The following is a 19,411-nucleotide window of genomic DNA, read 5'->3' on the forward strand; positions in this document are numbered from 1 at the left end:
GCTCTTGGGTGTCACAATAACACCACATCATATTGTTCTTGCGTGTAGCTGGTTTCCACTGCCAATGAGATGGGCTTGCCAATAAAATCCACCAACATGGCCAGCGACTGAGATTCCTCATCCAAAAACAAATCAATTACGGCAGGGGCCGCCAAAATACGGAAGCTGGCTGCCTCAAAGCGGCGCGATTCACGCACGATTTCGCGCTGAATTTCATAGCACACTGTTTGGGCCGTTTTCAAGCGGCCGCGCCCATGACAGGTTGCACAAGGCTCGCACAAAATCTGGTTGAGATTTTCACGGGTTCGTTTGCGCGTTAGTTCCACCAAGCCCAAGCTGGTAAAGCCATTGAGGGTTACACGGGTACGATCATATGCCAGCGCTTTGGCCAACTCCTGCAACACCGCTTGGCGGTGTTCTTCGTGGGCCATATCAATGAAATCAACGATGATGATGCCGCCCAAATTACGCAACCGCAATTCACGCGCGATGGTGTGACAGGCTTCCAAGTTGGTTTTGAAAATGGTCTCATCAAAATTGCGGGCACCCACAAAGCCACCCGTATTCACATCGATAGTGGTCATTGCTTCGGTGGGCTCAATAATCAAATAACCACCAAAATTGAGATTCACGCGCGGCTGCAGCGCTTGATTGATTTCAGCTTCAATATCATGCGCTTCAAATAAAGGCCGCTCACCTTGAAACAGCTCCAATTTCGGCACCGCACTTTGGACATACTGGCTGGCAAACGCACGCATATTTTCAAAATTGGCTTTAGAATCGACCAATACGCGGCGTGTATTGTCACTGTACATATCGCGCAATACCCGTAAGCTGAGTGGCAAATCCTGATACAGCATGTTTTCAGGGGTACTGGTTTTGGCTTGTTGCTGAATGTTTTGCCAAAGTTTGGTCAAATAATCGATGTCAGCTTGCAATTCAGCGTCACTGGCATTCTCCGCGCTGGTGCGGATGATGTAACCATGACACGCATTTTCAGGCAACAGCTGTGCCAAACGCTCGCGCAACTGATTGCGCTCTTCTTCATCTTCAATACGTTGCGAGATGCCAATGTGTTCGTCTTGAGGCAAATGCACCAAAAACCGCCCCGCCAATGAAATTTGCGTTGATAGTCGCGCACCTTTGGCATTGATTGGGTCTTTAATCACCTGCACCAAAATGGCTTGACCCTCAAACAGCATGTGTTCAATACGTTGGGTTTGTTCCGGTTTTTGGCGCTGCTCCAGCACATCAACAATGTGTAAAAATGCCGCGCGCTCCAGCCCAATGTCGATAAACGCACTTTGCATGCCGGGCAGCACCCGCTTAACCACCCCCAAATAAATATTGCCCACCAAACCATGCCCGCTATTGCGTTCGATGTGAATTTCGTAGACCGTATTTTCTTCTAAAATCGCCACACGGGTTTCTTGTGGCGTGATGTTAACCAACACCGTTTCCGGCGGGCGCACCACATCCTTAGGCAAAGGAATGTCTGTGTCGTGCATAAATAATCAATCCAATTTAACAAATTTCTTTGGTCAATCCCCATGAAGGAGACTGGCCAAAGCCATCTGTTTACAAGCCAATTGCGCATCATAACGCAGCCGCGGAAAGGCTGCCACTGACAAAAATAGGCTGCCTGAAAGATTCAGGCAGCCTGAAGCTGCTTTAAATAATGGCCTTCTCGGGCCATTATTTAACCCAGTTGTGCATCAATAAATATCGATATTGGAATGCGCATCATATTGATGATTGGGCGCTTCATGCGGATCTTGCGGCACATTGGGCGCGTGCTCACGATCTTGATTCACATCATCCAAATCATGACCAGGATTCATCGCCAGATCACCAATCGTAACATTCCTACGTGCATCCACAATTACCGCAGAAGCCAAATGATCACTCACGCGATAAACCATGGCCAATGCCACCTCTTCTGCTGGAATGCTCAGGTATTTCATCACCGTGCGTTTGCCGTCATTGCCTTGCGGTACATCGGTTTTGACTTGGCGACTTTTTTTATACAAGCTCAACACCGATCCCTTATCCAACCCATCCACACTGCCTTTATTCAGCGTAATTGTTTGATAAGGTCCCGCCTCTTCAATGCCATCCATAATGGCCACAATTTTGGCGTTAATGACCGCCTCTGGCGCATGTGGCATCATTTGGAAAGGATCTTTTTCATCGGTGATTTGCAACAACCGGTCACCATTGCGGATTTCCGAAATGGCTTCGGTAATCACCAATGGCTGTGCCGTTTCCGTGGGCACTTTTAATAATGGATGCACGCGGGTGTAGTATTCATCACCTGGCAATTGCTGACCATCGGCCGCGCTGCGGCTGGCCAGCGCCGTGTTCGCACCCGCCAAAGTGGCAGCTTCACCACTAAACACCACCTGCTGACCCAAATATTTTTTCGTATCCGGATCCAAAATATCCTGTGTAGGGCGGTAAATTAAATATTTACCCGGTGCCAACTGGCGATCAGCATACACACGCTCCCCTAGCGAGAATAAAACACGATTATCAGGCCCTGCCACGAGCTTGGGCGCATTCTGTGTTTCCAATTGATTAATTACTTGGGGATGCTGCATAAACATGCGATAAAAATTCACATCCAAAGTATTGATGCCATAACCTGTCGATAAATCATGGATTTTTGGAGTGAGCTTGATGGTAGGAATACCACCACTGCGTGCGCCTAATCCCAAACGTGGTTCACCATTGACATAACGCAACACCAATACTTGCCCTGGATAAATACGCTGCGGATTACGGATCTGGCCGCGATTCGCGCCCCATAATTTCGACCAATTCCAAGGACTATATAAATATTTGCCAGAAATTCCCCACAACGTGTCACCGCTGCGCACCACATACTCAGCGGGTGCATCTGGACGCAATTTCAGTTTGGCGGCCATCGCCGAAGATGACATCGCCACGCCAAGCGCACACAGCGCGGTTATAATGTGTTTATGCATTTGCATATAAGCACCCTTAACAATAAATATTTTTTAATTAACATTCCAAATCAATATTAATAATAGAGCAATTCTGCTTAGCGCCCAAACTTTGGGACTTTAAAAGCAACAAATTGCCATTATTTAAAAACAACATCAGCTTGGAAATATACGCGATTATGGCTTTATTGAACATTTTACAATATCCAGACGAACGTTTACATACTGTTGCCCAACCTGTGGCAAAGATTGATGAACGCATTCGCACCCTCGTCAAAGACATGGCAGAAACCATGTACGAAGCGCGGGGCATTGGCTTGGCTGCTACACAAATCAACGTGCATGAGCGCGTTGTGGTGATGGATTTATCGGAAAATCAGGATGAATTAAGAGTTTTCATCAACCCCACCATTACACACAAGGAAGGCGACACCACATATGAAGAAGGTTGCTTGTCCGTACCCGGTATTTACGAAACCGTACACCGAGCCGAAAAAATTACCGTTGAGGCTTTTGATGAACAGGGCAAGCCATTTACTTTAGATGCAGATGGTTTGTTGGCCATTTGTATTCAACACGAGCTCGACCACCTCATGGGGAAAGTGTTTGTGGAGTATTTATCTTCGCTCAAACAGACTCGGATTAAAGCCAAATTGAAAAAGCGCGCTCGCGAAGCCCTATAAAGCCGATATAGGCTGCCTGAAACCCTTTTTAAAGTTTACCATGACACCACTTCCCAAGATCATTTTTGCCGGCACCCCGACCTTTGCCGCCTCGGCCTTAGCCGCTATCCACGATGCGGGCATAACCATCAGTTTGGTGTTAACACAGCCAGACAGGCCCAAAGGCAGAGGCATGAAACGCCAAGCCAGCCCCGTCAAACAATTGGCAGAAAAATTGGGCATCCCTGTGGCTCAACCCACCAGCCTAAAATCAGCGGAAATTCAGGCACTGATTGCCGCACAAGATGCGGATGTAATGGTTGTGGCAGCCTATGGTTTGTTGTTGCCAGCGGCGGTTCTATCACTGCCCAAACAAGGCTGCTTAAACATCCATGCCTCCTTATTGCCACGCTGGCGTGGTGCCGCCCCCATTGAACGCGCCATTGAAGCAGGCGATACTCAAACTGGTGTATGCATCATGCAAATGGATGAAGGCTTAGACACAGGTGACGTCATCAGTCGCCATGTTTATGCTATCGCCCCCACCGATACGTCGGCCGATGTCCACAATGCATTGATGCAGATGGGCGCTCAAGCTATTGTTGCAGATTTGCAACACTTGCAAACTCTCACCCGTACCCCGCAATCCCACGAAGGCATCACATATGCGGCCAAACTCAATAAAGCCGAAGCATTGCTCGATTGGCAAAAACCAGCTGAAGTATTGGCACGCCAAATTCGCGCATTCAACCCAGCACCTGGCGCTTGGACTTGGTGGCAAGGCAAACCACTAAAAATATGGCAAGCTCAGATTGTGGTAGGCAGCGGCATGCCCGGCAGCATATTAAAGGCTGACGCTCACGAACTGATTGTGGCCTGCGGCGATGCCGCTTTGTCTTTGCACACTATCCAACCAGCGGGCAGCAAGGCCATGCCTGCGGTGGCATTCCTCAATGGCAACACCATCACACCCGGTCAGTTTCTGGGCATCGGACAACCATCATGAGCATGGCCACAGCCCAATACTGGGCCACGACTTGCGTGGGCGCTGTGTTACGGGGCCGCAATTTAACGGATGTATTCAACGAATTGTGGGCAACCCATCCCGAGTTATCTGCAACGGAACGGGGTGCATTACAAGACATGACTTATGGCTGCCTGCGCTATTATGGTTTATTACAGCAGCTACTCAATGATATGGTCTCAACCCCACCAGCAGAAATACGGGAATTATTGCTGGTGGCTTTATACCAATTACAATTCACCCGCAATGCCGTGCATGCTGTGGTCAATGAAACCGTTGACAGAGCCGCCAAGATAGCCGGTGGGCGTTTTAAAAATTTGGTCAATGCCGTATTGCGGCGCTTTCTGCGTGAACGCGTACATTTGATTCAGGCAGCCCAAAAGCACACACAAGCCCGTTTTAACCTCCCGCACTGGTGGTTAATGTGCCTACAGCAACAGCATCCCAAGCATTGGCAAAACATTGCTGCTGCAAGTGTGATGCACCCACCCATGACACTGCGCATCAATCGCCGCCACCACACAGCCCAAAGCTACTTGGGCCTACTGCATGCAGCCGGTATGGATGGCAAAGTCATGACGGATTACGCCTTAGTACTGACAGAGCCCATATCAGTACAAAAACTGCCCGGATTCAATGAAGGCTGGGTATCTGTACAAGATTTTGGTGCACAGCAAGCCATTCCATTACTCAATCCACAAAAGGGTGAGCGTATCCTAGATGCTTGCGCAGCCCCCGGCGGCAAAACTGGGCATATATTGGAATGGGCAGACTGTCAGGTCACAGCGTTGGATATAGAGCCTACTCGTTTGCAGCGGGTTAAAGCCAACCTACACCGTTTGAATTTTCACGCACAGCTATTTTGCGCACCCGCAGAAGATATTCACTCATGGTATGATGGGCAAGCCTTTGATGCCATTTTGGCCGATGTCCCATGCACAGCCTCTGGCGTGATTAAACGCCACCCTGACATCAAATGGTTACGCCGGCCACAAGATGCGCTGCAAACCGCCGCACAGCAGCACAGTCTCTTAGACACATTGTGGACCACGCTAAAACCGAAGGGCCGCATGCTATTGGCCACATGCTCGTTGTTTGCCGAAGAAAATCAGCAACAAATGCAGGCTTTTTTACAGCGACATGACGATGCGCATGTACGCGAACATCACGTTTTATTACCCAATGGCACCCAAGATGGCTTTTTTTACGCGCTTATCGACAAAATTTAGCTCTGCATTCCTGGCATGCATGCTAATGCTGCTTACTTCTTTAGCTTGGGCTGAAGGCATCAGCGCCACGCGCGCCCAAGCTTTGGTCACCAACAACGGTCAACTCAGCATCAACACTCGCTTCAATACCCAACTGCCAGACCAGCTCAAACAAGCGCTGCAAAAAGGTGTGCCCCTGCATTTTGATTTAAACTATCAACTGACCTCCCCTACAATTGCCGCCTACCGCACACGCATCAACAACCTTGTCGGCGGCGACAACCTGATCCAATACAAACTGGCCTATCATCCACTCACCAGCCGTTATCGCGTCAGCATGGGCACATTCTCCACTGAATATAATAGTCTAGACACTGCATTGAAAGCCGTGGGTGCAGTTGCCAATTGGAAGGTTTTGAATAGCGGTACATTAAAAGACACCAGCATCCATGATATCCAAGCCGATGTTCGTTTATCCTTAAGCATCGGGCAACTACCGCGACCTTTTCAAATCAATGCGCTAACATCGCGCAACTGGCAGCTGGATTCTGGTTGGCGCAGGCTGGCCATTACACCGGAATAAAGGAAGGCATAGGATGCGGCGATTCTTGCTGGTCATAGCGGTATTGTGTGTAGTGACGTTGTATGTTTTGGCGGTGGCCACCGGCAACACCAATGCCTTGTCTGAATATTTCTGGTGGGCATTCGCCTTTGGTTCTTTATTGCTGGTGGCATTAACAGTCATGGCGGGCAAATATTGGTGGCAGTTGCTGCAGAGTCGGCGCAGACAAGAATTTGGTTCCAAAATTGCGCTGAGATTGGCCTCCATGTTTACCTTGGTGGCAGTATTACCTGGGCTGTTTTTGTTTGGTGTGTCAGCCCAATTTATCTCCCACAGCATTCATTCTTGGTTTGGCAACGATACAGCCGAAGCGCTGAACCGCAGTTTGAGTCTCAGCAAATCGGCGCTCGACTACGCCGTAGACAACAGTGTTCGCCGCGCCACCGCCATTCAAATTCAAATGATTGCCGATAATGCTCTTGAGCACCCGAAAGAAGCATTGCGCCAAGCCGACACGCAAATCAAATCGTTCACCCAGTTGAGCATCATCGATTTAAAGAAGCAGCAGCGACTTGCCGACTATAATCCACAACACCTGCCATTGCCGCCCATCACCGCAGAACAAATGCAATCAGTGCGGGAAACGGGCTCGGCTCGGGAACTGGAAAACGTGAATAACGTGCTCTATGCACAAGGCTGGCTGGTTCTACCTGACCATCATGGTGACAACCACGCTTTGTTTTTCAGGCAACCCATTCCAACTAAAGTCGCCACTGATGCCACATTAATTGAAGCAGCGCGCGCCAAATATGCAGAACTCAGTTACGCAAAACAAGGCCTACAAACATTTTTCTTGGCTACCTTATTGATGGCCACTTTGCTGGCCATAGTGCTGGCACTCTTAGTCGCCTTGTATTTCGCTCGCCGCTTTGTGGCACCCATTTTATCGCTGGCCGAAGGTGCGCGGGCAGTGGCGAAGGGCGATCTACGGGCGCAATCCACGGTCTACCGCAAAGATGAACTGGGTAAGTTGACAGAATTGTTTAACCACATGACAGCCCAGCTGCGCATTTCCAATGAACAACAGACTGCTGCCCGCCATTACTTGGAACACATCCTCAATAGCCTGACTACCGGCGTGGTCACTTTAGATACAAAAGGCTGCCTGAAAACCCACAATCAAATGGCCGAAGCGATTTTAGGACAAGATTTGAGTCGTCTGGCTGGGCAAAGCATCAGTCACCTCGCTGATCATACCCCTCAAGCCGAAATGCTCAGCGAGGTATTCAATGCCATCTTGGCCACCGAGTATCAGACCAAACCGGCCCAGCTTAGCTATAACCACAAAGACGAAACATTGATTTTATTGGGCAAGGCCACACCATTGCCGGAAGACAGCGGCGCTGGCACAGTTCTGGTGTTCGATGACGTAACGGCACTGGTCAGGGCGCAAAAGGAAGCCGCATGGGGGGAAGTGGCTCAGAGATTGGCCCATGAAATCCGCAATCCGCTTACACCCATTCAATTGTCTGCAGAACGCTTAGCATGGAAATTGTCGGATAAATTAGATGAGCACGATGCACGCATACTCCAACGCGCCACCGACACCATTATTCGCCAAGTTGCGGCAATGAAAGACATGGTAGAGGCATTTCGCAATTACGCCAAAGCCCCAGCACTCAAATTAGCACCTTTGGATTTGAATGAGCTAATCCGCGAAATCCTGATTCTATATGAAGGCAGCCATTGTACATTTGTCATTAATTTAAGTAAGATACCCTTGCCGATACAGGCAGACAGCGGTGCGTTGCGGCAAGTAATCCATAATATTTTCAAAAATGCTGTTGAGGCTGCTACAACCGAAAAAACACCACACATCACGGTTACCACGCAAGGGCACAACGGACAGACCGTATTTTATGTTTGTAATAATGGCAAAGGATTCAGTAAAGAAATGCTTCTGCATGCATTTGATCCTTATGTCACTGATAAAGCGGGGGGAACGGGACTGGGTTTGCCGGTGGTGAAAAAAATCATTGAAGAGCATGGCGGCCGGGTTCAGATCAGCAATCAAGAACCTCATGGCGCTTGTGTCAAAATAACATTACCTTTATTGAAAGACTAGACATGCGCAGCAGTGACATTCTGATTGTCGATGATGAGGTGGGCATCCGCGACTTATTGTCGGAAATTCTGCAAGATGAAGGCTATACCGTCACGGTGGCTGAAGATGCCGATGCAGCACGCCAGCTGCGCCAACAAACACGCCCGGCCATGGTGCTCTTAGATATCTGGATGCCAGACTGTGACGGCATTACGCTACTTAAAGAATGGGCCAAATCCGGCCAATTGACCATGCCCGTAGTCATGATGAGCGGCCACGCCAGTATTGATACTGCTGTAGAGGCCACCAAGATCGGCGCATTGGATTTTCTCGAAAAACCCATTTCCCTACAAAAATTACTTAGTACCGTGGATCGAGCATTGAAATATGGGCAGATGCAGGCAGCATCCAATTTATCATTAGACAAGCTGGGCCACAGCCCATCCATTAAAGAATTAAATCTGCAATTAGAGCGAGCCGCCAAAATGACTACTCCAGTCTTGCTCACAGGTGAAACTGGATCCCCATTCGAACTGGTAGCGCGTTATTTTCACAAAAATAACTTGCCTTGGACTGAACCTTCCAAAGTGGAGCAAATAGTAGACGCGCCCATGGAGCTGCTGCAAAAATCAGCCAATGGTGTTTTATTCTTAGGCGACATTGCGCAATACAGCAAAAGCATCCAGCAAGGCGTTGGGTTCATGCTCACTAAAGCTGATCGGCACAATGTGCGCATCGTTTGTGCATGCAGCCGCCCACTACAAGACATGCTCACCGACACAAATCAAGATGCCAAACTGCTGAATACTTTATCAGCGATGATGATCACAATTCCGCCATTACGCAACCAATTAGACGACATGGTGTTTTTGGTAGAGCAAATCGCAACTGAATTGGCGGAAAGCCAAAAATCGCCTCTGGTTAAATTTACCACTGCTGCGCTCAACGCACTGCGACAATACGACTGGCCCGGGAATTTAGAGCAATTGCGCAGTGTGGTCAAAAGCTTGGTGATGACGACCGACAACAATGAAGTGGATGTTGACGCGGTAAATGCTATTTTGGGGCAATTTACTCATGGTCGCCAACACACTGAAACCGTGGCTGGCCTCAATTTTGACATGCCACTGCGGGAATTGCGTGAAGAGCTGGAACGCCGTTACTTTGAATACCACATTGCGCAAGAAGGTCACAACATGAGCAAAGTTGCTCAAAAAGTCGGCTTAGAGCGCACTCATCTGTATCGAAAACTCAAGCAATTGGGCATTCAATTCTCACGCCGGCAAAGCGACAAATAAACGATATTGGCGATATAGATTACCCTTTCTGATACCGCTCATGGCTTACGAGAATGTATTGAAAATCATTTATTATTAATATTTTTCATGGCGACCCGCGTATTTTTCAATACAAAAGTAGATTAACTCATTGATAAATCGGAATCTACCCGCTATGGTGAATGAAATTTTTCTTTCAGGCAGCCATCATGAGTTTCACGCCATTGAGCTTCGAATTTTTTCCTACCCGCACTGATGAAGGCGGCGCAAGCTGGCCATTACCCGAAAGCAACTCAGTCAATTCAAACCAGATTATTTTTCCTGTACATATGGAGCCGGGGGGGCCACCCGCGAAGGCACACTCCAGACAGTAAGCGACATTATGGCAGATGGCATCGCTGCAGCTCCCCACTTGGCTTGCATTGGCGCGAATCGCGAAGAAATGAGTGACCTCCTACACACCTACAAAGACATGGGTATCCGCCATGTGGTGGCCTTGCGCGGTGACGTGCCTTCTGGGGTAGGCCTGAACAATCAGGGTCTGCATTATGCCAATGAGCTGGTTTCGCTGATACGCGAAGATTTTGGCGACTGGTTCCACATTGAAGTAGCGGCTTACCCCGAATTTCACCCTCAGGCGCGCAGCTCCGAAGATGACATTAACCACTTCGTGCGCAAATGCCAAGCTGGAGCCAGCTCAGCCATTACGCAATATTTCTTCAATGCAGACAGCTATTTCTGGTTTGTGGATGAAGTGCAAAGCCGAGGTATCAACATCCCCATCATCCCAGGCATTATGCCCATCGCCAGCTTCTCTAAACTGGCCCGATTTTCAGAAACCTGTGGTGCCGAAATTCCGCGCTGGCTACGTTTGAAATTGCAAGCCTATGCCGATGACACCGCATCCATCAAGGCTTTGGGCTTGGATGTGGTAACACAAATGTGCGAGCGCTTATTGCAACAAGGCGCCCCCAGCTTGCATTTTTATACATTAAATCAAGCTGGCTTGGTGTCCACCATATGCCAGCGTTTGGGCTACTAAAACAGGCTGCCTGAATCCGATTTTTTCACATCAATGGGTCAGCAGTTGTTTGAGAAATTGCTGTGCCCGCTCATGTTGTGGTCGCAAGAAAAATTCTTCAGGGGTTGCTTGTTCGACAATCTGCCCTTGATCAATAAACACCACCCGATCGGCCACCTCACGCGCAAAACCCATCTCATGCGTGACCACCATCATAGTCATACCACTGAAAGCCAAATCTTTCATAACTTTCAATACCTCACCAATCATCTCTGGGTCGAGCGCTGAAGTGGGTTCATCAAACAGCATCACTCGTGGCTGCATGGCCAACCCGCGTGCTATGGCCACCCGCTGCTGCTGACCACCAGACAACTGCTGCGGATAAGCATCGCGCTTGTGTGCCAACCCTACCCGGTTTAGCAGCTCCATCGCTTTGGTTTCGGCATCAGCTCGGCTCAGTTTTTTTACCTTCATGGGTGACAACGTGATGTTTTCAATCACACTCAAATGCGGATACAAATTAAAGTGTTGGAATACAAACCCAACTTCGGTACGAATTTTATTGAGATCTGCTTTGGGATCAGCTACATTCATGCCATCAACCCAAATTTCACCTTGCTGAATGCTTTCCAGCTGATTGACTGTGCGTATCAACGTAGACTTACCACTGCCAGAAGGGCCGCAAACCACCACCACCTCGCCCTGTTTAACCGTTAGATTGACATCATTAATCACATGCAAATCTTTAAACCATTTATGCACATCTTTAAACTCAATCATGTTTGTGTTGGTCGCGTTGTCCATCCATTGATCCATTCATATCTGATTCATTCTGAGTGGCATTGTGCAATAATTTATTGCTCAATGCCACATACAATTCAGGGGCAATGTGTTCCGGTCTATCCTGAGGCTGGATACCCACAGCCAGTAGCTGTGCATCATCGGCTTCATGTTTGAGATTATTACGAATGGTTTTGCGGCGTTGCGCAAAAGCTTGTTTTACCAATGCTGCAAAATGCTCAAAATCATCCGCCCAACCAATTCGCCCAGGTTGGGGAATCATGCGCACCACCGCAGAATCAACCTTCGGCGCCGGGCTAAACGACTCCGGCGGCACATCCAATAGACACTCCATCTCAAAGAAATACTGCAACATCACACTTAAGCGGCCATAATCATTGGTTTTCGGCGCCGCTATCATGCGTTCGACCACTTCTTTTTGTAGCATAAAATGCATATCAATGATGTCATCAACATGGTCTGCAAAGCGAAACAGCAGCGGGGTCGAAATATTGTAAGGCAAGTTGCCCACAATTTTTTTCTTGCCAGCCACTGTAGCAAAGTCAAACTGCAATACATCGCCTGCATGAATGACCAATTTCTCAGCAAAAGGTAATTTTTTTAAGCGGGCCACAATATCGCGGTCGATTTCAATCACATGCAATTGCTTGAGCTTAGCAGCCAACGGCTCGGTGATCGCAGCCAATCCCGGACCAATTTCGATGACCACATCTTCCGGCTGCGGATTCACTGCGCGCACAATATCCTGAATAATGCGTGTATCTTGAAGAAAATTCTGCCCAAATCGTTTACGGGCGCGGTGTCCATTCATGCGTTTTCCTTGGTTTTACTCATTATAAAACACTGTATCTACTTTCATAGACTTAATCCGATTAAGGCAACCATGAAATCAGGTCAAACACAGCAAGATTAAATTAAATCGGTCTCTGCCGAGGTATTTCCCCGTAAAATAACGATGCTTGCCTTGCATCAATAATGGTGTCATTTTATCCCGCCCAACAGGGCAAACGGTGTAATCTGAAAAGAATTCTTAAACACCTTCTTTAATTATCAACACCACTCAAGGAGATGGAATATGTCTAATGCAAAAGTAGCTGTGATTACTGGTTCTGCCGACGGCTTGGGCAAAGCGATTGCCGAGCGTTTGGCTCATGATGGTTTCCGTATCGTACTTTCAGACATTAATGCTGAAAAACTAGCTGCCACTGAAAAAGAATTCAAAAACAATGGCTTTACAGCCACTTCATTTGCAGGCAACGTGGCTAAGCGTGATGATCAATTTGCGTTAGTGGCTCATGCCGTGGCTGCTTTCGGCCAAGTGGATGTATTCATCAATAATGCTGGTGTGGAAGACGTTATGCCTTTGGATAAAGTCCGCGAACCAGATTTGGAAAAAGTATTTGCTATTAATGTTTATGGCACAGTTTATGGTATTCAGGCAGCCTCAGAACAAATGATCAAGCAAGGCCACGGTGGTAAAATCATTAATGCGTGCAGTATCGCAGGGCATGAATCATATGAATTTTTGGGCGTGTATTGCGCCACCAAGCATGCAGTGCGCTCCTTCACCCAAACGGCCGCCAAAGAACTGGCTCGCCACCAAATCACCGTAAATGCTTATTGCCCAGGCGTGGCTGCTACCAAAATGTGGGATCGTATTGACGCGGAAATGGGCAAATATTTGGGCACCAAACCGGGTGAAGCCTTTGCCAAATTCTCATCAGCCATCGCGTTAGGGCGTCCACAAGAAGCCAAAGATGTGGCTGACTTTGTTCACTACTTGGCCTCTCCTGATTCAGATTACATGACGGGTCAATCCATCATGATTGATGGTGGCATCGTGTTGCGCTAATAACTGAAACAAAAAAAGCAGACTTCGGTCTGCTTTTTTTGTTTCAGGCAAACTTGATTGTAAAAAGAAGTTATTGTGGCAAATACCGAGTTGGGTTAACCGCTTTACCATTCACTCGCACTTCAAAATGAAGCTTTACACCTTCTGTACCCGAATCGCCCATAGTCGCAATGGATTGTCCCGCCGTCACACGCTGTCCTTTGCGTACCAGCAATGAATCGTTGTGCGCATAGGCTGTCATGGTACTGCTGCTGTGCTGGAGCAAAATCAACCGCCCGTAACCGCGCAACTCATCTCCAGCATACAACACCGTCCCCGCTGCAGCCGCTTTAATAGGCACGCCACGAGCACCGCCAATATCAATGCCTTTTTGTGTCGTGCCATTGTATGCACGTAAAATAGCGCCTCGCACTGGCCATTGTAGTGCGATACTGGGTACAACAGGCGTTGGATAGTGCTTCACTGAAGACAAACCAGATGAACGGCGATGATCCGTTGGCACAGCGGTGGTAGCTTTGCTAACACGAGATGGTTTGCTCTGTGTCCCGCCACGAACACGAATCAGCTGCCCCACCTCAATTTCGTGCGGATTCGACAAACCATTCAGACGCTGTAATGCTATTACTGATTGTCCGTGGCGCAAACCGATTCGATACAAATTATCGCCTGCTTGGACTCGGTAATAACCACTGGGGACACGCCCATTTTGTGCACCACTTGAAGAAGAACTGGCACAAGCCGATAGGCTCAAAACAATTAACACCAATCCCGGCTTGGAAAAAATCTCAATGCAATATCGAAAAAAATCGTGTAAACGGTTCATAGGGTCAAATTTATCTCATTAACCCTAAACCAGACAGTAAAGCAGGCGCCAAGTGCACCTGCTTTACGTTATTTTACGGCATCCTCGACTATGGAACACGAGACCATGTTTGGGTGCGACCTAAAACAGAAACACCTAGATAACCCCGAACCTGCAATGTTTTGCCGCCATCGACTATTTTAGCCTTAGCACTGTACACTTTCCCAGACTTAGGATCGGTGATCTTACCACCCACATATTCTCCACCCTCTGCTTTCAAACCACGCAACACTGTCTGCCCCACCAGCGGTTTGCCTTTTTGCGCACCACTGCATTCACCGCAATTGGCGTCTACGCCCGGCATTAAGCCCACAATACGCCCTGAGTAGGTACCGCCAGATTCAGTAATGCTGATAATCGCTTTGGGCTTTTTGGTTTCATCGTCCACCGTACGCCATTTACCCACGATGCCATCGGCAAACGCAGCCCCGGCCGACAAGGCCAATAGCGCCACAAGTAATTTTTTCATACTTTCTCCTTTATTAATTTTTTTCGTATTCTCAGGCCAATACAGCAACCTGTTTATTTAAGATAAAATAAATCGTAGGCCATGCCCATTATTTTTTTAGAATAACCATTCTATTGTATCTACTCAACCTCGTGCTTTACTTGCTTTGACGCTTATTTTGATTGAAATTCCCGGAAATGCGACCATTTAAACCAACAAAGTTAATTAAGGAAATCCCATGCGCCATTTCGGCTGGATATTCGTCTTACTGATTGCATTGGAAATTGTGTCTATTGTGATGATGACCGATTGGATTGGTGGCGGGCCTACTTTATTACTGATGCTGTTGAGCTTCATTGCTGGGATAGTAATGCTCCGCAATGTTGGATTCTCGGGTGTGCTCATGGCAGGTGCGACACTACGCAGCGGCGAAAGCACATCTTTATATCAACTACTTTGGCCAATTCGCTACACCGTCGCCGCCTTACTGCTGATGAGTCCTGGCTTCTGCTCTGATGCCGTAGCGCTGATGTTACTGCTGCCGCTGAAAGGAAAACCAATAGCAGCCAGCAACTCATCTCACTTTGGCCGAAAAAACGAACATGGCGATATTATTGAGGGGGAGTATGAGGTCAAAAATGGCCGTACAAGTCATACGGCCAATCAGAAAACCATCAAAAACCTACCGCCTGATTCTTCAACCAAGCTGTAATACTTCTTATCAACATAATTTAAATTTTTCACATAAACTCGGATGCAATTACTGGTGAATATAATTGGATTGGGACTCCTTGGTCTTGATCCAGTGGCGGCGATAATGGTTGCCTCGGCCATTGCGGTGGGCACAACCCGATCCAAAATATTTCTTTTCACCCTTGTATTTTTATTGGGAACCACATTCTTAGGTGTTGCACTTTCAATGATGGGCCAGACCGCCATTGATTTTCTGCAAGCATTTATTCCAGACCATTTGAGCCCTTTATGGGCCATATTGAACCTCATTATTATCATTGTCATTATTGCTTGGCTGACCACTCATTTTGTACAACGAACCCACCCAAAACCCGATAAACCACCCAGAAAAACCCTTGCCAGCACATGGCAGTGTGTCTCAGCGGCTTTGCTGTTGGCTTTGTCTGCTTTAAGTGATCCAACCTTCTATGCTGTGATTGTCATCGCTGCCAAAATGCACACTGTTTTTGCCATGGCGGTAATCCATTTTTTATGGATTCTTATTAGCCAAATACCGCTCATCGTGGTAGTCGGCGCTTACCATCTTAATGCGCATAAAACATTATTGCATTACAGCGCGAGGATATGGACAATGCATCAGCAAAAAATCATGCTGACGATGCACATTGCAGCCATTATGATTGCTTTGCTGTTGCTTGCAGAAACGGTTTTTTATGTAGTTTCTGGCCAATATTTTTTCTGACCCAACCCTGATAACACAGTACATCCGTTTCGTCCTAACGGTTCTTTCCTTTGACATATCTGCATCTCGGATACGCAATCTATAAAAAAACTGCCTAGGAACGCCTAGGCAGTCTTGGAGAGACAAAAAACTCTACTCTGGCCGCATTTGTGGAAACAAAATCACATCCCGTATGGAAGGCGCATCGGTCAACAACATCACCAATCGGTCGATACCAATACCGCAACCACCCGTCGGCGGCAGTCCATATTCCATGGCTCGGATGTAGTCTGCATCATAATGCATAGCTTCATCATCACCAGCATCTAATTGCGCCACTTGTGCTTTGAAGCGGGCAGATTGGTCTTCTGGATCATTTAACTCAGAATAGCCATTGGCGAGCTCACGCCCCACTACGAACAATTCAAACCGCTCAGTTAGACCGGGTTGGGTATCAGATGCACGTGCCAACGGAGAAACCTCCACTGGGTAATCAATAATGAAAGTAGGTTGCCACAGCTTGGCTTCAGCACACTCTTCAAATAAAGCCAACTGCAGGCTGCCGACACCAGGGGCAGCGGGCAAGCTGCCGTGTAAACGCTGGATCTCTGTCTTTAACCAATGCTCATCTTGCAACTGCGCTTCGGTATACTGCGGATTGAAATGTTGGATGGCTTGTAAAATAGTGAACCGCGCAAAAGGCTGACTTAAATCCACTTCTTGTCCGTTATAACTAACCACAGCGCTGCCATTGGCCTCTATTGCCGCAGTGCGGATCACAGTTTCTGTCATATCCATCATACGCTGATAATCACCATAGGCTTCATAGAATTCCATCATGGTAAATTCTGGGTTGTGCCGTGTACTCATGCCCTCATTGCGGAAATTACGGTTGATTTCAAACACGCGTTCCAAGCCACCCACCACCAAGCGCTTCAAATACAGTTCTGGCGCCACACGCAAATACAAATCCATATCCAAAGTATTGTGATGGGTAACAAAGGGCTTGGCTGTTGCACCACCGGGAATGGGGTGCATCATCGGCGTCTCCACTTCCAAGTAGCGGTTGCCCACCATCACATTGCGAATGGCTTGAATAATGCGGCTGCGTTTCATGAATGTGTCACGGGTATGCGAGTTGGTAATCAAATCCACATAGCGCTGGCGGTATTTCTGCTCTTGGTCATTGAGACCATGAAATTTATCAGGCAGCGGGCGCAATGATTTAGACAGCAACCGAATTTGAGATACCCGCACAGTCAATTCACCATGGTTGGTTTTCATCAATTCACCTTCGGCGCCGACAATATCGCCCAAATCCCAATGCTTAAATTCATTGTGGGCTTCTTCACCTATGCCTTGATTATTGATATACAACTGAATTTGCCCACTCATATCCTGAATCGTGGCAAAGCTGGCTTTACCCATGGTGCGCTTGAGCATCATGCGACCAGCCACTTTCACCGGCAATGCTTTTTCTGCCAATTCTTCTTTGCTCAGTGCTTCATAATCGTGATGCAAATCCCCCGCAAATGCATCACGACGGAAGTCGTTGGGAAAGGCCACACCCTTGCTACGCAGGTCGGCCAATTTTTCACGGCGCAGCGCCATAATTTGGTTTTCATCCAGCACTACGGCTTGCTGATTGTGCTCTTCGCTCATGGTTTTATTTCCTTAACACGCTTTTCAGGCAGCCCTAAGGCTGCCTGAATTCAATGGATTGCCTGATTAACATCGATCAATGCTGTTTAACCGATAAAATTAAGCGTATTTTAAGTCAATTTGGCTTTTTCCGCACCCGCCACCGCATCTCTTAAGCTTCAAGTGCTTGCGCGCCACTCAAGGCAGCACCGACGCCGGCGGCCTTGCCTCTGACACACCCTCATCGATAGGGGGCGGAATTTGCGGCAACAATGCGGTAAACACACTGCCCACACCGACTTCGCTCTCAATGCGCAACACGCCTTTGTGTTCCGCCAAAGCATGTTTGGTGATGGCCAATCCCAAACCGGTGCCACCACTTTGTCGTGATCGGCTTGGATCAACACGATAAAATCGTTCCGTCAAATGGGGAATGTGTTCCGGGGCGATGCCAGGCCCAGTATCGCGCACGCTGAATATGGCTTGCGGGCTCTGCACCGCAAGATTTCCACTCAGGCTAACGGTAATATGACCGCCGGCTTGCGTGTAACGCACTGCATTGAATACCAGATTACTCAATGCATTGTATAGATCCAACTGCACGCCTTCGACCCAAACATCATCAGCTATGTCGCTATGCCATTCATGTTGTTGCTTCGAGAGCGATTGTGCCTCCTGCAGCAATTGACGCACCAAAGCGGATAAACAAAGTGGCTCATGGTGCACCGCTTCTGACTCATGGCTTTCTAAGCGCGAAAGCGTGAGTAAATCTGCCAATAATTGATGCATGCGCTCGCCTTCTTTGCGCATCAAGGTAATGAATTGTTGTTGCTGTGCCTGGGGTAAATCAGGCATATCGGCCATGGTTTCCAAAAAACCATTGATGACGGTCAGCGGCGTGCGCAATTCATGCGACACATTGGCCACAAAAGCGGTACGCATCACATTAAGCTGTTCAGCAGCGGTGATGTCTTGAGTGATCAATAAATCAGCTTGATCCTCAAACGGTGCTCGTATCACATTAAGCGTTTGCGGCAAGCCAGATTGGTCGCTCATCGCCAATTTAATGCTCACGGGCTCGGTTAAAGGGATACCCAATAAATGATGGAACTCCGGTGCGCGAATCAAGTTAGGCAAAATGCCATTGGCGTCGATGGTGATATCAAGATGAAGGTGCTTTGCCGCCAGTGTATTGAGCCACTGCACCCGGCCATCTTTGCCCAAAATCACCACCCCATTAGGCATCGCCTCGGCGGCATTATTAAAGCGCTGCAGTGCCATACCCAGTTTTTGTTTGCGTTTTTTGCGACTCTTAGCCTGCTGCATTAGGGTCTTGAAAACATGCTCCCAAATACCGATGCCGGTAGGCACATTACGCAATTTTGGGCTTTCCAACCATTGTGCCAGTTTACCCAGATGCACCCAGTAGCCAATCAACCAAGCAAACAGCAACGCATCTAAACTCACCAACATGACCAAAGTGCCACCTAATAAATAGGTAGCCACCGCGGTCACCAGCACTGTGGCCAGCACAAAATAAACATGTTGGCGGAAATCGTTCATCATGAT

Annotated in this window: 17 protein-coding genes and 1 pseudogene; 10 read left to right on the forward strand and 8 right to left on the reverse strand. The window is 48.0% G+C overall.

Features of this window, described 5'->3' with window-relative positions:
• Positions 1–11: 11 nt before the first annotated feature.
• Together rng and A2F46_RS07605 are read right to left on the reverse strand one after the other, a co-directional pair.
• Complete coding sequence (rng, locus tag A2F46_RS07600) at positions 12–1,508, reverse strand: ribonuclease G (RefSeq protein ID WP_066568811.1); 1,497 nt, start codon at positions 1,506–1,508, stop codon at positions 12–14.
• Positions 1,509–1,715: 207 nt separating this feature from the next.
• Entirely contained in the window at positions 1,716–2,987 is a 1,272-nt protein-coding gene (locus A2F46_RS07605; RefSeq protein ID WP_066568943.1) for a LysM peptidoglycan-binding domain-containing protein, read from the reverse strand.
• A 158-nt stretch (positions 2,988–3,145) separates the two neighbouring features.
• Here A2F46_RS07605 and def point away from each other — a divergent pair, with 158 nt between their 5' ends.
• The 7 genes and pseudogenes from def (at position 3,146) to metF (ending at position 10,845) form a co-directional block, all read left to right on the forward strand.
• Complete coding sequence (gene def, locus A2F46_RS07610; RefSeq protein ID WP_066568815.1) at positions 3,146–3,649, forward strand: peptide deformylase; 504 nt, start codon at positions 3,146–3,148, stop codon at positions 3,647–3,649.
• A gap of 40 nt (positions 3,650–3,689) precedes the next feature.
• A complete protein-coding gene (gene fmt, locus A2F46_RS07615) occupies positions 3,690–4,634 on the forward strand; it encodes a methionyl-tRNA formyltransferase (RefSeq protein WP_066568822.1) in 945 nt (314 codons plus the stop codon).
• Entirely contained in the window at positions 4,631–5,881 is a 1,251-nt protein-coding gene (rsmB, locus tag A2F46_RS07620; protein WP_066568824.1) for a 16S rRNA (cytosine(967)-C(5))-methyltransferase RsmB, read from the forward strand. Before fmt ends, rsmB begins: the two co-directional genes overlap by 4 nt.
• Positions 5,847–6,443, forward strand: a complete 597-nt coding sequence (locus A2F46_RS07625) for a DUF4390 domain-containing protein (protein WP_066568827.1) — start codon at positions 5,847–5,849, stop codon at positions 6,441–6,443. The genes rsmB and A2F46_RS07625 overlap by 35 nt, the downstream gene beginning before the upstream one ends.
• 13 nt (positions 6,444–6,456) lie before the next feature.
• The gene (locus A2F46_RS07630; RefSeq protein ID WP_066568829.1) at positions 6,457–8,547 is read left to right on the forward strand and encodes a PAS domain-containing sensor histidine kinase; all 2,091 of its coding nucleotides are present in this window, start codon (positions 6,457–6,459) and stop codon (positions 8,545–8,547) included.
• 2 nt (positions 8,548–8,549) lie between these two features.
• Positions 8,550–9,824: a sigma-54 dependent transcriptional regulator gene (locus A2F46_RS07635; protein WP_066568831.1), complete on the forward strand. Its 1,275-nt coding sequence runs from the start codon at positions 8,550–8,552 to the stop codon at positions 9,822–9,824.
• Positions 9,825–10,012: 188 nt separating this feature from the next.
• Positions 10,013–10,845, forward strand: a pseudogene (gene metF, locus A2F46_RS07640) (methylenetetrahydrofolate reductase [NAD(P)H]).
• 30 nt (positions 10,846–10,875) lie between these two features.
• Here metF and A2F46_RS07645 read toward each other — a convergent pair.
• A complete protein-coding gene (locus tag A2F46_RS07645) occupies positions 10,876–11,604 on the reverse strand; it encodes an amino acid ABC transporter ATP-binding protein (RefSeq protein WP_066568832.1) in 729 nt (242 codons plus the stop codon).
• On the reverse strand, positions 11,597–12,436 hold the full coding sequence (gene rsmA, locus A2F46_RS07650; RefSeq protein ID WP_066568836.1) for a 16S rRNA (adenine(1518)-N(6)/adenine(1519)-N(6))-dimethyltransferase RsmA: 840 nt from the start codon (positions 12,434–12,436) through the stop codon (positions 11,597–11,599). Before rsmA ends, A2F46_RS07645 begins: the two co-directional genes overlap by 8 nt.
• Positions 12,437–12,700: 264 nt before the next feature.
• Between rsmA and A2F46_RS07655 the strand changes: the two genes are divergently transcribed.
• Positions 12,701–13,477 (forward strand): acetoin reductase, encoded by a 777-nt coding sequence (locus A2F46_RS07655; RefSeq protein ID WP_066568839.1) that lies wholly within the window; start codon positions 12,701–12,703, stop codon positions 13,475–13,477.
• 70 nt (positions 13,478–13,547) lie between these two features.
• Here the strand turns inward: A2F46_RS07655 and A2F46_RS07660 are convergent, their stop codons facing one another.
• Both A2F46_RS07660 and A2F46_RS07665 read right to left on the reverse strand, forming a co-directional pair.
• Entirely contained in the window at positions 13,548–14,240 is a 693-nt protein-coding gene (locus tag A2F46_RS07660) for a peptidoglycan DD-metalloendopeptidase family protein (RefSeq protein ID WP_231867747.1), read from the reverse strand.
• A gap of 148 nt (positions 14,241–14,388) precedes the next feature.
• Positions 14,389–14,808, reverse strand: coding sequence for a DUF2147 domain-containing protein (locus tag A2F46_RS07665; protein ID WP_066568841.1), 420 nt, complete (start codon positions 14,806–14,808; stop codon positions 14,389–14,391).
• Positions 14,809–15,025: 217 nt separating this feature from the next.
• On the opposite strand from A2F46_RS07665, the gene A2F46_RS07670 reads away from it, so the two are divergent.
• Together A2F46_RS07670 and A2F46_RS07675 are read left to right on the forward strand one after the other, a co-directional pair.
• On the forward strand, positions 15,026–15,499 hold the full coding sequence (locus tag A2F46_RS07670; RefSeq protein WP_066568842.1) for an FxsA family protein: 474 nt from the start codon (positions 15,026–15,028) through the stop codon (positions 15,497–15,499).
• Positions 15,500–15,706: 207 nt separating this feature from the next.
• The gene (locus tag A2F46_RS07675; RefSeq protein WP_156471600.1) at positions 15,707–16,222 is read left to right on the forward strand and encodes a hypothetical protein; all 516 of its coding nucleotides are present in this window, start codon (positions 15,707–15,709) and stop codon (positions 16,220–16,222) included.
• 132 nt (positions 16,223–16,354) lie between these two features.
• On the opposite strand, the gene lysS is transcribed toward A2F46_RS07675, so the two are convergent.
• Positions 16,355–17,863 (reverse strand): lysine--tRNA ligase, encoded by a 1,509-nt coding sequence (lysS, locus tag A2F46_RS07680; protein WP_066568848.1) that lies wholly within the window; start codon positions 17,861–17,863, stop codon positions 16,355–16,357.
• Positions 17,864–18,040: 177 nt separating this feature from the next.
• Complete coding sequence (gene phoR / locus A2F46_RS07685) at positions 18,041–19,408, reverse strand: phosphate regulon sensor histidine kinase PhoR (RefSeq protein ID WP_231867748.1); 1,368 nt, start codon at positions 19,406–19,408, stop codon at positions 18,041–18,043.
• Positions 19,409–19,411 lie beyond the last annotated feature (3 nt).

Origin of the sequence: Snodgrassella sp. CFCC 13594 (genome assembly GCF_001590725.1) — a bacterium.
Classification (GTDB): Bacteria; Pseudomonadota; Gammaproteobacteria; order Burkholderiales; family Neisseriaceae; genus Snodgrassella.

What these genes read in the sequence shown, in the direction of transcription:
- rng (WP_066568811.1), bottom strand. Translation starts at nt 1,508, where the DNA reads ATGCACGACACAGACATTCCTTTGCCTAAGGATGTGGTGCGCCCGCCG.
- A2F46_RS07605 (WP_066568943.1), bottom strand. Translation starts at nt 2,987, where the DNA reads ATGCATAAACACATTATAACCGCGCTGTGTGCGCTTGGCGTGGCGATG.
- def (WP_066568815.1), top strand. Translation starts at nt 3,146, where the DNA reads ATGGCTTTATTGAACATTTTACAATATCCAGACGAACGTTTACATACT.
- fmt (WP_066568822.1), top strand. Translation starts at nt 3,690, where the DNA reads ATGACACCACTTCCCAAGATCATTTTTGCCGGCACCCCGACCTTTGCC.
- rsmB (WP_066568824.1), top strand. Translation starts at nt 4,631, where the DNA reads ATGAGCATGGCCACAGCCCAATACTGGGCCACGACTTGCGTGGGCGCT.
- A2F46_RS07625 (WP_066568827.1), top strand. Translation starts at nt 5,847, where the DNA reads ATGGCTTTTTTTACGCGCTTATCGACAAAATTTAGCTCTGCATTCCTG.
- A2F46_RS07630 (WP_066568829.1), top strand. Translation starts at nt 6,457, where the DNA reads ATGCGGCGATTCTTGCTGGTCATAGCGGTATTGTGTGTAGTGACGTTG.
- A2F46_RS07635 (WP_066568831.1), top strand. Translation starts at nt 8,550, where the DNA reads ATGCGCAGCAGTGACATTCTGATTGTCGATGATGAGGTGGGCATCCGC.
- A2F46_RS07645 (WP_066568832.1), bottom strand. Translation starts at nt 11,604, where the DNA reads ATGATTGAGTTTAAAGATGTGCATAAATGGTTTAAAGATTTGCATGTG.
- rsmA (WP_066568836.1), bottom strand. Translation starts at nt 12,436, where the DNA reads ATGAATGGACACCGCGCCCGTAAACGATTTGGGCAGAATTTTCTTCAA.
- A2F46_RS07655 (WP_066568839.1), top strand. Translation starts at nt 12,701, where the DNA reads ATGTCTAATGCAAAAGTAGCTGTGATTACTGGTTCTGCCGACGGCTTG.
- A2F46_RS07665 (WP_066568841.1), bottom strand. Translation starts at nt 14,808, where the DNA reads ATGAAAAAATTACTTGTGGCGCTATTGGCCTTGTCGGCCGGGGCTGCG.
- A2F46_RS07670 (WP_066568842.1), top strand. Translation starts at nt 15,026, where the DNA reads ATGCGCCATTTCGGCTGGATATTCGTCTTACTGATTGCATTGGAAATT.
- A2F46_RS07675 (WP_156471600.1), top strand. Translation starts at nt 15,707, where the DNA reads ATGATGGGCCAGACCGCCATTGATTTTCTGCAAGCATTTATTCCAGAC.
- lysS (WP_066568848.1), bottom strand. Translation starts at nt 17,863, where the DNA reads ATGAGCGAAGAGCACAATCAGCAAGCCGTAGTGCTGGATGAAAACCAA.
- phoR (WP_231867748.1), bottom strand. Translation starts at nt 19,408, where the DNA reads ATGATGAACGATTTCCGCCAACATGTTTATTTTGTGCTGGCCACAGTG.